The following is a 12,037-nucleotide window of genomic DNA, read 5'->3' on the forward strand; positions in this document are numbered from 1 at the left end:
CCTCCGGGGCGCGCCGGGCACGGGCCGTCGTCGTCCGCCGGCTCCACCGCGGCCCGGGAATTCGGGGCGACCCGGCGGCGGCGGTACCCTGGTAGCTGATCGAGTCCAGGAGAACCCCAGGTCGGCCCGTCCGGCCCGGGCCGCCCCGTGCCCGGGGCCGGTCCGCCCGAGCGCGACCCCGAACGAAAGAGCGGTGCCACGAGTGAGCCAGCAGAGCGACGAGAGGAACCCCGGCACGGGCGAGGCCGGGACGGGAACCGTCGGCCTGACCGGCCGTCCCGCGCGCGACTTCCCCGAGCCGCCCGAGCTCTCCACCCACGGGCCCGCCCGGATCATCGCGATGGTCAACCAGAAGGGCGGGGTCGGCAAGACCACCTCGACCATCAACCTGGGCGCGGCGCTCGCGGAGCTGGGCCGGAAGGTCCTGCTCGTCGACTTCGACCCGCAGGGCGCGCTCTCCGCCGGTCTCGGCGCCAATCCCCACGAGCTGGAGCTGACGGTCTACAACGTCATGATGGACCGCTCCGTGGACGTCTGGGACGTCGTCCAGGAGACGGACGTCGAGGGCGTGGACCTGCTCCCCGCCAACATCGACCTCTCCGCGGCCGAGGTGCAGCTCGTCACCGAGGTGGCCCGGGAGCAGGTGCTGGCCAGCGCGCTGCGCAAGCTCGAGGAGCACTACGACGTCATCATCATCGACTGCCAGCCCTCGCTGGGGCTGCTGACGGTCAACGCGCTGACCGCCGCGCACGGGGTGGTCATCCCGCTCATCGCGGAGTTCTTCGCCCTGCGCGCCGTGGCGCTGCTCGTGGACTCGATCGAGAAGGTCCAGGACCGGCTCAACCCGCGCCTGCAGATCGACGGCGTGCTCGCCACGATGTTCGACTCCCGCACCCTGCACTCCCGCGAGGTCATGGCCCGGATCGTGGACGCCTTCGGCGACAAGGTCTTCGACACCGTCATCAAGCGCACCGTGAAGTTCCCGGACGCCACGGTGGCCGCCGAGCCCATCCTCTCCTTCGCCACGGCCCACCAGGGCGCCGAGTCCTACCGCCAGCTGGCGCGGGAGCTCATCTCGCGCGGCGGCGCGCCCTGATGCACCCCGGGGAGCCGCCGGTCCCGGAGGGACCCGGCGGCTTCGCGGTGCAGCTGGAGGACTTCGCGGGACCCTTCGAGGTCCTGCTCTCCCTGATCGCCAAGCACGAGCTGGACATCACCCGGATCGCGCTGGCCACCGTCACGGACGAGTTCCTCCAGTACGTGCGCGCCCTGCACGAGGTCGGCTCGACCCGTGCGCTCGACGAGGCCAGCGAGTTCCTCGTGGTCGCCGCGACCCTCCTGGACCTCAAGGCCGCCCGGCTGCTGCCGCGCGGCGAGGTCGAGGACGAGGAGGACGTGGCCCTGCTGGAGGCACGGGACCTGCTCTTCGCGCGCCTGCTGCAGTACAAGGCGTTCAAGGAGGTGGCCGTCCTGCTCGACGAGCGGATGCGGGCGGAGTCCACCCGGCTGCCCCGGTCGGTGCCGCTCGATCCGGAGGTGGCGGCCGTGCTGCCCGAGCTCGACTGGCGGACCACGCCGGAGCAGTTCGCCGAGATCGCCCGCTCGGTGTTCGTGCCCCGCCCCGGGGCGCCCGCGGAGGTCGGGGTCGACCACCTGCACGGGGCGGTCGTCACGGTCCGGGACGAGGCCGAGGTCCTCGCCGGTCTGCTCGAGGACGGCGCTCCGCGCTCCTTCCGGGCGCTGGTCGCGGACGCCGGCTCCACCCTCGCGGTGGTCGTGCGGTTCCTCGCTCTGCTCGAGATGTACCGCGACGCGGTCCTCGAGCTCGTCCAGGAGCAGCCGCTGGGCGAGCTGACCGTGCGCTGGACCGGGGCGGGCACCGGATGGACCGCCGACCGGCTGGCCGAGGACGCCGAGTACGCCGGGGACCCCGCGGGCTCCGGGGGCGGGGTCCCCGCCCGGCAGGAGTTCCGGGGCCAGGTGCCGGCCGCCTCGGGGGCTCCGGCATGAGCTCCGCGGCCGAGGACGGACCGGACCTCGAGGCGCTGCCCGGCGGCCTGCGGGCCGCCGTCGAGGCGATCCTGATGGTCGCCGCCGAGCCCGTCAGCGAGTACGAGATCGCCGCCGCCCTCGTGGTCCCGGCCGCCTCCGTGCAGCGTGTCCTGGACCGGCTCCGCGCGGAGTACGACGGCGTCGCCGCGGATCCGGGGTATGATGGGACGTTGGCGCCGCGCGGCTTCGAGCTGCGCAGCACCGGTGCCGGCTGGCGGATCCACTCGCGCAGCGAGTTCGCCCCCGTGGTCTCCGCGTTCGTGGCGGAGGGACAGACCTCCCGGCTGTCGCAGGCGGCCCTGGAGACCCTGGCCGTCGTGGCCTACCGTCAGCCCGTGAGCCGGGGACGCGTCTCCGCGATCCGCGGGGTCAACGTCGACGGCGTCGTCCGCACGCTCGTGCAGCGGGGCCTGATCCGCGAGCTCGAGCGGGACGGGGAGTCCGGCGCCGTGCTCTACGGCACCACCACGTACTTCCTGGAGAAGATGGGCATCGGCTCGCTCGACGAGCTCCCCGACATCGCCCCTCATCTGCCGGGCATCGACCAGATCGACCACTACGAGGACTGAGACACCACCATGGCCACTTCACGTTCATCATCCGGCCGCCCCGGGCCCGGCGGCCGCCGCGCCGCCGGCTCGCAGGGGGGCCAGAGGCCCCGGACCGGCCAGGGCGGCACGTCCTCCCAGGGCGGCCGGGGCGCCCCCGGCCGCGGCCCGGTCCAGGGCGGTGCCGGCAAGGGCGGTGCCGGCAAGGGCGGTGCCGGCAAGGGCGGTGCCGGAAAGAGCGCTGCCGACAGGAGCGGTGCCGCGAAGGGCGGCAAGGGCGGTTCGTCGACGGGCGCCGGCCAGGACCGCGGACCCCGGCCGTTCGCGTCCTCGGAGAAGAGCGCCCGGCGGATGCCCGCCACCCCGTACCGCCCGCCGCACCGGAAGCGGCGGCCAAAGAACCCGCCCGTGGACCGGCTGGACCAGCACGACCCGGAGGGGGTGCGGCTGCAGAAGCTGATGGCCCAGGCCGGTGTCGCCTCGCGGCGGGTGTGCGAGGAGATGATCGAGGCCGGCCGGGTGCAGGTCAACGGGGAGACGATCACGGAGCTCGGCATCCGGGTGGACCCGGACACCGTGGAGATCCACGTCGACGGCGTCCGCGTCCAGCTCGACGAGAACCTGGTCTACTACGCCTTCAACAAGCCCGAAGGGGTGCTCTCCACCATGGAGGACCCCGAGGGCCGGCCGTGCGTGGCCGACTACCTGAACCAGCAGAAGAACGAGCGCGTCTTCCACGTGGGCCGCCTCGACGTCGAGACCGAGGGCCTGCTGCTGCTGACCAACGACGGGGAGCTGACCAACCGGCTCACCCACCCCTCCTACGAGGTCCCCAAGACCTACCTCGTGCAGGTCCGCGGCCCCATGGAGAAGGGCATCGGCGCGGCCATGAAGGCCGGCATCGAGCTCGAGGACGGCATCGCCTCGGTCGACTCCTTCCGGCTGGTGGACTCCACCCCCGGCCACCTGCTCGTGGAGGTCGTCCTGCACTCGGGGCGCAACCGCATCGTGCGCCGGCTCTTCGACGCCGTGGGCCACCCGGTCGAGAAGCTCGTGCGCACGGAGGTCGGCCCCATCCGGATCGGGGACCAGCGCCAGGGGACCATCCGCCGCCTGTCGAAGACCGAGGTCGGGCACCTCCTCGCCTCGGTGGGCATGTAGGGAGCACCCGTGACGCAGACCCCCTCCGCGCCGCCGGCCCCCGCGGCGACCTCCGGGCCCGTGCTCGTGGTCGGCGCCGGCCTGCTCGGCGCCAGCATCGGGCTGGGCCTGCGCCACCTCGGCGTGGACGTCTGGCTGCAGGACTCCTCGCCCACCGCCGAGGCCGTGGCCCAGGACATCGGCGCGGGCCGTTCCTGCCGCGCGGCGGGGGAGGACCGGTTCCCGGAGCCGGCCCTCGTCGTCGTCGCCACCCCGCCCGACGTCACCGCGCAGACGGTGGTCGACGCGCTGGCACGCCACCCGGAGGCGGTCGTGCTCGACATCGCCTCCGTCAAGGAGGCCGTGCTCGAGGACGTGCGGGCCCTGGGCGGGGACCTCACCCGGTACGTGGGCACCCACCCCATGGCCGGACGGGAGCGCTCCGGCCCCGTGGCCGCCCGCGGCGAGCTGTTCACGTCCATGCCCTGGGTCGTGTGCGACTCGGGCCGCTCCGCGCCCGCGGCCCTCGCCGCGGCGAAGAACCTGGCCGTGGACCTCGGGGCGACCGTCACGTTCATGGATGCCCGCGAGCACGACGCGACCGTGGCGCTGATCTCCCACCTGCCACAGGTGATGTCCTCCCTGCTGGCCTCCCGGCTGCAGGACACCCCGCTGCACCACCTGTCCCTCGCGGGACAGGGGCTGCGGGACACCACGCGCATCGCCGCCTCCGACCCCGGCCTGTGGGTGCAGATCCTCTCCGCCAACGCCGCTCCCGTGGTGGCGTCCCTGCACGGGGTGCGCGAGGACCTCGACCGGCTCATCGCCACCCTCGAGGCCCCGCAGGCCCCCGGCGCCCGGCTGGACATCGCCCAGCTCATGGCGGAGGGCAACGCGGGCCGGGCCCGCATCCCGGGCAAGCACGGCGGCGCGCCCCGCGCCTTCGCGACCCTGACCGTGCTGGTCGGGGACGTCCCCGGGCAGATCGCCCGGCTGCTCACCGAGATCGGGGAGATCGGCGTCAACCTCGAGGACCTGCGCCTCGAGCACTCCCCGGGACAGCCCGTGGGCCTCGTGGAGGTCTCCGTGCTGCCCAACCGCCGCAAGGAACTCGTCGAGGCGCTCCAGGAGCGCGGATGGAAGGTCGTGCAGTGAACACCGGAACGAACACCGCCCGCAGCGCGGCCCCCGGGACCGGGGCGCCGGCCGCCGACGGACGGCAGCTGGTCGTCGCCATCGACGGGCCCTCCGGCTCCGGGAAGTCCAGCGTGTCCAAGGAGGTGGCCCGCCGCTTCGGCCTCGCCTACCTGGACACGGGCGCGATGTACCGGGCCCTCACCTGGTGGTGCCTCGACCGGGGGGTGGACCTCTCCGACCGCGACGCCGTGGTCCGGGCCGCCCGCGACCTCCCGCTGGCCCAGGGCACCGATCCCGACCGGGAGCTGGTGTTCGTGGGCGGGGCCGACGTGGGCGCCGAGATCCGGGGCGCCCGGGTGACGGAGGCGGTCAGCGCCGTGGCCACGAACCCGGCGGCGCGGGCGGTGCTGGTGGCCCGCCAGCAGGAGCTCATCGCGGACAGCGGGCGGCGGATCGTCGCCGAGGGCCGGGACACCACCACCGTGGTGGCCGCGGACGCCGACGCCCGGATCCTGCTCACCGCCGACGAGCGCGCCCGGATGGCCCGCCGCGGCCTGCAGAACGGCGGCGTCGAGGACGCCGAGCAGCTGCGCGCCCGCGTCGTGGGCCGGGACGCCAAGGACGCCACGGTCGTGAACTTCACCGAGGCCGCCGACGGCGTCGTGACGATCGACTCCTCCGAGCTCACCGTGGAACAGACGGTGCAGGCCGTCATCGACGTGGTGGTCCGGGCGACAGGACGCGCCCTCTAGACCACCCCCCCCGACATTTTCCGCACCCCGACCGGCCGCACCCGGCCCAGCGAAGGACAGCCATGACCGGCAACCCCGAGAACTCCGCGCACGAGACCGCCCACGACCCCTACGAGGCCGAGATCCTCGGCGGCACCACGGACGACGTCGCCCAGCGGCTCGCGGCCATCGACGACGACGAGGCCGAGCAGCGCGCGCAGGTGCTGCGGGCCGGGCTCGAGGACTACGAGCTCGACGAGGAGGACGCCGCGCTGCTCGCCGAGTGGGCGGAGGACGGGGACCGGGCGCCGGCGCGCCGGCCCGCCCCGGTGCTCGCCATCGTGGGCCGGCCCAACGTCGGCAAGTCGACCCTCGTCAACCGCATCCTCGGCCGCCGGGAGGCCGTGGTGGAGGACACCCCGGGCGTGACCCGCGACCGCGTCTCCTACCGGGCCACCTGGGCCGGACGCAACTTCACCCTCGTGGACACCGGCGGCTGGGAGTACGACGCCAAGGGCATCAACGCCCGGGTCGCCGAGCAGGCCGAGATGGCCGTGGAGTTCGCCGACGCGGTGCTGCTGGTGCTCGACGCCACCGTGGGCGTCACCGCCGCGGACGAGGCCATCGTGAAGATGCTGCGCAAGGTGCGCAAGCCGGTGATCCTCGTCGCCAACAAGGTGGACTCCCCGCAGCTCGAGGTCGAGGCCACCTACCTCTGGTCCCTCGGCATGGGGGAGCCGCACCCGGTGTCCGCCCTGCACGGGCGCGGCGCCGCCGACGTCCTCGACGCCGTCATGGAGGTGCTCCCCGAGTTCTCCGCGGTGGCCGAGACCGAGCTGACCGGCGGCCCCCGCCGCGTGGCGCTCATCGGGCGCCCCAACGTGGGGAAGTCCTCGCTGCTCAACAAGCTGGCCGGTTCCGAGCGCGTCGTCGTGGACCCCTTGGCCGGGACCACGCGCGATCCCGTGGACGAGCTGATCGAGCTGGGCGGCAAGCCGTGGCGCTTCATCGACACCGCGGGCATCCGCCGCCGCGTGCACATGGCCCAGGGCGCGGACTTCTACGCCTCCCTGCGCACCCAGGCCGCCCTCGAGCGCGCCGAGGTGGCCGTGGTGCTGCTGGCCGCGGACGAGGTGCTCTCCGAGCAGGACGTGCGCATCCTGCAGCTGGCCGTCGACTCCGGCCGCGCCCTCGTGCTCGCCTTCAACAAGTGGGACCTCATGGACGAGGACCGGCGCTACTACCTCGAGCGGGAGATCGACCGCGACCTCGCCCACGTGGCGTGGGCGCCGCGGGTGAACGTCTCGGCGAAGACCGGCTGGCACAAGGACAAGCTCGTCCCCGCACTGGAGACGGCCCTGGACTCGTGGGACACCCGCGTCCCCACGGGGCGGCTCAACGCGTTCCTCGGCGAGATCGTGGCCGCCCACCCGCACCCCGTCCGTGGCGGCAAGCAGCCCCGCATCCTCTTCGGCACCCAGGCCTCCTCCCGCCCGCCGCGCTTCGTGCTGTTCACCACGGGCTTCCTCGACCCCGGCTACCGGCGGTTCATCACCCGCCGCCTCCGCGAGACCTTCGGGTTCGAGGGCACCCCCATCGAGGTGTCCATGCGCGTGCGGGAGAAGCGGAGCCGGAAGCGCTGAGGCGCCCGCCGAGATGAATTCCGCCGGAGCTTGCTGTAATGTGATGCGAGTGCTCGGCGCGGGAACGCACTGAGCACTTCGGGCTGTGGCGCAGCTTGGTAGCGCACTTGACTGGGGGTCAAGGGGTCGCAGGTTCAAATCCTGTCAGCCCGACGATTCGAGGCCGGTGGACCGCGGGAACGCGGACCACCGGCCTTCTCTCGTCCCAGGCAGTCTCACGGTCCGGACGGCCTAGCGCCGGGCCCGGTCCGCCGCCGCGCGCAGCCGGTCGAGGTCGAGGGCCGGCCGGCCACCGGCGGTGCCGACCACATCGGCCGCCGCCGCCGCGGCCCACCAGGCCGCGGACTCCGGGCCCTCGCCGCGCAGCAGCGCCACGGTGAGCGCGGCGACGAACGCGTCGCCCGCCCCGGTGGGGTCCACGGGGTCCTCGCCCAGGTGGGGCAGCACCACGTGCCCGCCCGGCCACGCGACCACGTCGCCCTCCCCGGTCGCCAGGGCGACGACGCGCGGACCCTCCGCGAGCAGCGACTCCGCGGCCCGCACGGTCCCCGCCACGTCCTGCGGCGCCCAGCCCACCAGCGCCTCGGCCTCGGCGGTGTCCGCGCGCACCACGTGCGCGGTGTCCAGCACCAGCCGGCGCGACGCCCCGTCCGCCGGGGCCCCGTCGGCCACCGTCAGCGCATCCCCCGCGGCGGCCGCGTCCAGGGCCTCCGCCACGGCCGGCCCCGGCTGCTGCAGCTGGACCAGGACCGCGTCCGCCGCGCGCAGCAGCTCCCGGCTCGAGCGCACGTCCCCGGCGGTGAGCAGCACCCCGGCGTCCACGTCCTCCAGCAGCCGGCGGACCCCGGGCGGTCCCACCAGGTCCACGAGCAGGGCGGTCGGGACGCCGGACCGGCGCACCACGGCGCCGACGCCGATCCCGTCGGCCGCCGCCTGCGCGAGGACCTCGCCCCCGGCGGGGTCGGAGCCCACGACACCCACGAGGTCGACCTCGGCCCCGAGCTGACGGCACGCCACGGCCTGGTTCGCGCCCTTGCCGCCGAGCAGCTCCCGGCGCGCGAGCACGTCCGTCGCACCACCCGCCCCGGGCAGCTCCTCGACGGTCAGCACCAGGTCCCGGCCCACCTGCCCGACCACCACGACACCGGACATCCGGATCTCCTTCCTCCCAGCGGTTCCGCTCGCGAGCCTAGAGCACCCCGGGCCGCGGTGCCGGGGGCGCCCGCGAGGCCCGGGGCGACCCGGAGGGGGCGTGCGCGGACCGCCGCGGTCCGCGGCGCATACACTGCACGGGACGCCGACCGCCCCGGCCCCGGGGCCGACCACGAAGGAGCGCCGGAGTGACCGACCTGCACACCCTGCCCAAGGCGGAGCTGCACCTGCACATCGAGGGCACCCTCGAGCCCGAGCTCGCCTTCGAGCTCGCCGCCAAGAACGGGGTGGCGCTGCCCTACGGATCCGTCGAGGAGCTGCGGCGCCGGTACGACTTCGAGGACCTGTCCTCGTTCCTCGGCCTCTACTACGCCACGATGGCGGTGCTGCGCGACGCCTCCGACTTCGAACGGCTCACCCGGGCCTACCTGGAGCGGGCGTCCGCGCAGGGCCTGCGGCACGTCGACGTCTTCTTCGACCCGCAGGCGCACACCGCCCGCGGCGTGAGGCTGGCGACGGTGGTCGACGGCATCCGCGCGGGCCTCGACGTCGCCCGGGCCGAGCTCGGACTCACCAGCACGCTGCTGCTGTGCTTCCTGCGGGACCGGCCCGCCGCGGAGGCCGTGGAGCTCTTCGACTCCCTCGGGGACCAGCTCGCGCGGATCGACGGCATCGGCCTCGACTCGGCCGAGGTCGGCCACCCGCCGGGGCTCTTCGCAGAGGTCTACGCACGGGCACGGGCGGCGGGGCTGCACGTCGTCGCCCACGCGGGGGAGGAGGCCGGCCCCGAGTACGTCCGGGAGGCGCTGGACGTGCTGCGCGTGGAGCGGGTGGACCACGGCATCCAGTGCCTGCACGACCCCGAGCTCGTGGACCGGCTCGTGGCGGAGCAGGTGCCGCTCACCGTGTGCCCGCTGTCCAACGTGCGGCTGCGGGTGGTCGACACCCTCGCCGACCACCCCGTCCTGGACATGCTCGAGCGGGGACTGCTGGTCACGGTCAACTCGGACGACCCGGCCTACTTCGGCGGGTACGTCGGCGACGTGTACCAGGGCCTGCGCGACGCGCTGGGCCTGACCGACGAGCAGGCGGCCGCCCTGGCCCGCAACTCGGTGGACGCGTCCTTCGCCGGGCCGGAGCGCAAGCACGCCATCCACGCCGAGATCACCGCGTGGGAGAGGCGCTGAGCGCCCGGCACCCGGGGCGTGCCGCACACCGGGGCGACCGGCGGGCACTGTGCCATAATCGAGCCGACCGCACCCGCCGGACCAGGAGTGACCCCATGAGCAGCATTCCCGCCGACCTGTCCTACACGGCCGAGCACGAGTGGATCGCGGGCGCCGACGCCGACGGCGCGGTGCGCATCGGGATCACCGACCACGCGCAGAGCGAGCTGGGCGACGTCGTGTTCGTGCAGCTGCCCGAGGTCGGGGAGACCGTGGCGGCGGGCGCCGCCGTCGGCGAGATCGAGTCCACCAAGTCGGTCAGCGACATCTTCGCCCCCGTCTCCGGCGAGGTCACCGCGGTCAACGAGACCCTCGAGGACGAGCCCGGGACCGTGAACTCCGCCCCCTACGCGGAGGGGTGGCTGTTCGAGGTCCGCCCCGCCGACGAGGACTACCGCGCCGGGCTGCTCGACGCCGAGGGGTACGCCGCCCAGCTCGACTGACCCGCGCAGGGCCCCTGACCGAGGGCGAGCCGGGACGTGTCCCGGCCGCCGCTGCGTGTCTCCACCACCCGGTACACTGAGGAGCACCCGGGTGGCTCCGGCCGGTCGCCCGGAAACCGCCGGGACAGGAGGTCGCGGGGTAGGGTCCCACAGGATCCGTCCACCATCACGTCACCAGTCGAGGGAAGAGATGTCCAGAACCCAGAACGGCTCGAACGCACCCCAGGGGGAGCCGGAGACCACGTCGATCCAGATCGTGGCCGAGGTCCTCTCGCACGCGGCGTCCCACAAGCTCTCCCCCGAGGAGAGCTCCGCGGTCTCCGCGCTGCCGCCGCGCAGCGCCCTGCTCGTCGCCCACGACAGCGGAGGCTCCGGGTCCCGCTTCCTCCTGGACCGGGACGAGGTCCCCGCGGGACGCCACCCGTCCTCCGAGATCTTCCTGGACGACGTGACCGTGTCCCGCCGGCACGCCCGGTTCGTCCGGCGCGGCGAGACCTTCGAGATCATCGACTCCGGTTCGCTGAACGGCACCTACGTCAACGGCGACCGCGTGGACAGCGTGCGGCTGGACAACGGCGACGAGGTCCAGATCGGGAAGTTCCGGTTCACGTTCTACCGTTCGCTGCGCCCGCAGTCGGACCAGTAGAAGGGAGCCATGACCGACCCCGCGGAGACCGATCCCCACCGGGACGACGTCCAGCACGAGCCCCGGGTGGGCATCAGCGCCGTGCTCAAGGAGCTCGGCGAGGACCACCCCGGCATCACCGCCTCGAAGCTGCGCTTCCTGGAGGACAAGGGCCTGGTCCACCCGGCGCGCACCGCGTCAGGCTACCGCAAGTTCTCGCGCGCGGACGTGGACCGGCTGCGCCGGATCCTGGAGCTCCAGCGCGACCGCTACCTCCCGCTGAAGGTGATCCGGGAGCGCCTGGACGCCGACGAGGACGCCCGGGCCGACGACGCCCGGCGCGCCGCGGGGGCCGCCGACCCCGTCACCGCCCCCCTGCCGGTCGTCAGCGCGCCCCGCAGCTACAGCCTGCGGGAGCTCGCGGCCCGCACCGGCGCCGGCGTCCCGCTCGTGCGGGAGCTCGTCAGCTACGGGCTCATCCGGGAGCAGAACGGGGCCTTCGACGACCACGCCCTGGCCATCACCCGGGCGGCCCTCGCCCTGACGGCCCACGGTCTGGAGCCGCGCCACCTCCGCCCGTTCAAGGCCGCCGCGGACCGCGAGCTGGGCCTCGTGGAGCGAGCGGTGGCACCGCTGACCTCCCGCCGGGACGCCGCCTCGAGAGCCCGGGCCGTCGAGCGCGCCCAGGAGATCTCGGGACTGTGCCTCACCATCCACACCTCGCTCGTGCGGTCGGAGATCGACGCGCTCCAGGAGCGGGCCGCGGTGGAGGGCTGACATGGCCGTGCACCAGGTCCTGATGGAGATCGCGGGCGTCCGCATGGACGTGCCGTCGGCCCAGCCCGTCGTCGTGCTCCGCGAGGTCGAGGGCGGGCGGCACCTGCCCATCTGGATCGGCACCAACGAGGCGACGTCCATCGTGTTCGCCGTCCAGGGGATCGAGCCACCGCGACCCCTGACCCACGACCTCGTCCTGTCGGTGGCCACCGCGTTCGGGCGCACGCTCACCCGGGTGCGGATCCACACGGTGGAGGAGGGCGTCTTCCACGCCGCGCTCGAGTTCTCGGACGGAACGGTCGTCGACTCCCGCGCCTCCGACGCGATCGCCCTCGCGGCCCGCACCGACTGCCCCATCCTGTGCACCGAGACCGTCCTCGACGAGGCCGGTCTCGTGATGAGCGGGGACGGCGAGCTGCGGGAGCCGGGCCCCCGCACCGGGGAGGGGGAGCCGCAGCTGCCCCCGGAGACACAGGTCGAGCAGTTCCGCGACTTCCTCGACAACGTCGACCCGGAGGACTTCTGAGCCGTTCCCGCCCGCGCCGCCCGACACGGGGTCCGGG

At 74.2% G+C, this 12,037-nt stretch carries 13 protein-coding genes and 1 tRNA gene; 13 read left to right on the top strand and 1 reads right to left on the bottom strand.

From position 1 onward, the window contains the following. Positions 1–202 precede the first annotated feature (202 nt). From ACFU0Y_RS13620 to ACFU0Y_RS13655, 8 genes are all read left to right on the top strand, one after another. Positions 203–1,096, top strand: coding sequence for a ParA family protein (locus ACFU0Y_RS13620; RefSeq protein WP_017833723.1), 894 nt, complete (start codon positions 203–205; stop codon positions 1,094–1,096). Continuing rightward, a complete protein-coding gene (locus tag ACFU0Y_RS13625; protein ID WP_380215067.1) occupies positions 1,096–2,010 on the top strand; it encodes a segregation and condensation protein A in 915 nt (304 codons plus the stop codon). Before ACFU0Y_RS13620 ends, ACFU0Y_RS13625 begins: the two co-directional genes overlap by 1 nt. Then, positions 2,007–2,621, top strand: a complete 615-nt coding sequence (gene scpB, locus ACFU0Y_RS13630) for an SMC-Scp complex subunit ScpB (RefSeq protein WP_380215068.1) — start codon at positions 2,007–2,009, stop codon at positions 2,619–2,621. Before ACFU0Y_RS13625 ends, scpB begins: the two co-directional genes overlap by 4 nt. A 9-nt stretch (positions 2,622–2,630) precedes the next feature. Next, positions 2,631–3,761 carry a pseudouridine synthase gene (locus ACFU0Y_RS13635; protein WP_380215069.1) on the top strand — a complete coding sequence of 377 codons (1,131 nt, stop codon included), beginning with the start codon at positions 2,631–2,633 and terminating at the stop codon, positions 3,759–3,761. A 9-nt stretch (positions 3,762–3,770) separates the two neighbouring features. Next, positions 3,771–4,895, top strand: coding sequence for a prephenate dehydrogenase (locus tag ACFU0Y_RS13640; RefSeq protein ID WP_380215070.1), 1,125 nt, complete (start codon positions 3,771–3,773; stop codon positions 4,893–4,895). Continuing rightward, complete coding sequence (gene cmk, locus ACFU0Y_RS13645) at positions 4,892–5,629, top strand: (d)CMP kinase (protein ID WP_380215071.1); 738 nt, start codon at positions 4,892–4,894, stop codon at positions 5,627–5,629. The genes ACFU0Y_RS13640 and cmk overlap by 4 nt, the downstream gene beginning before the upstream one ends. Positions 5,630–5,691: 62 nt before the next feature. Continuing rightward, positions 5,692–7,251: a ribosome biogenesis GTPase Der gene (gene der / locus ACFU0Y_RS13650; protein ID WP_380215072.1), complete on the top strand. Its 1,560-nt coding sequence runs from the start codon at positions 5,692–5,694 to the stop codon at positions 7,249–7,251. 79 nt (positions 7,252–7,330) lie between these two features. After that, positions 7,331–7,404 (top strand) — tRNA-Pro (locus tag ACFU0Y_RS13655). A 78-nt stretch (positions 7,405–7,482) separates the two neighbouring features. Here the strand turns inward: ACFU0Y_RS13655 and ACFU0Y_RS13660 are convergent. Beyond that, complete coding sequence (locus ACFU0Y_RS13660) at positions 7,483–8,403, bottom strand: PfkB family carbohydrate kinase (RefSeq protein WP_380215073.1); 921 nt, start codon at positions 8,401–8,403, stop codon at positions 7,483–7,485. 188 nt (positions 8,404–8,591) lie between these two features. Here ACFU0Y_RS13660 and ACFU0Y_RS13665 point away from each other — a divergent pair, with 188 nt between their 5' ends. The 5 genes from ACFU0Y_RS13665 to ACFU0Y_RS13685 all read left to right on the top strand — a co-directional run bounded on the left by ACFU0Y_RS13665 (position 8,592) and on the right by ACFU0Y_RS13685 (position 12,000). Then, positions 8,592–9,590: an adenosine deaminase gene (locus tag ACFU0Y_RS13665; protein ID WP_380215074.1), complete on the top strand. Its 999-nt coding sequence runs from the start codon at positions 8,592–8,594 to the stop codon at positions 9,588–9,590. 95 nt (positions 9,591–9,685) lie between these two features. Beyond that, complete coding sequence (gene gcvH / locus ACFU0Y_RS13670) at positions 9,686–10,072, top strand: glycine cleavage system protein GcvH (RefSeq protein ID WP_380215075.1); 387 nt, start codon at positions 9,686–9,688, stop codon at positions 10,070–10,072. 190 nt (positions 10,073–10,262) lie between these two features. After that, positions 10,263–10,718 carry an FHA domain-containing protein gene (locus ACFU0Y_RS13675; RefSeq protein WP_380215076.1) on the top strand — a complete coding sequence of 152 codons (456 nt, stop codon included), beginning with the start codon at positions 10,263–10,265 and terminating at the stop codon, positions 10,716–10,718. 9 nt (positions 10,719–10,727) lie between these two features. Further along, the gene (locus tag ACFU0Y_RS13680; RefSeq protein ID WP_380215077.1) at positions 10,728–11,474 is read left to right on the top strand and encodes a MerR family transcriptional regulator; all 747 of its coding nucleotides are present in this window, start codon (positions 10,728–10,730) and stop codon (positions 11,472–11,474) included. Between the two features lies 1 nt (position 11,475). Then, positions 11,476–12,000, top strand: a complete 525-nt coding sequence (locus ACFU0Y_RS13685; protein ID WP_380215078.1) for a bifunctional nuclease family protein — start codon at positions 11,476–11,478, stop codon at positions 11,998–12,000. The last annotated feature ends 37 nt before the right edge of the window (positions 12,001–12,037 follow it).

The organism is Kocuria sp. NPDC057446, assembly GCF_042802875.1.
Lineage (GTDB): Bacteria > Actinomycetota > Actinomycetes > Actinomycetales > Micrococcaceae > Kocuria.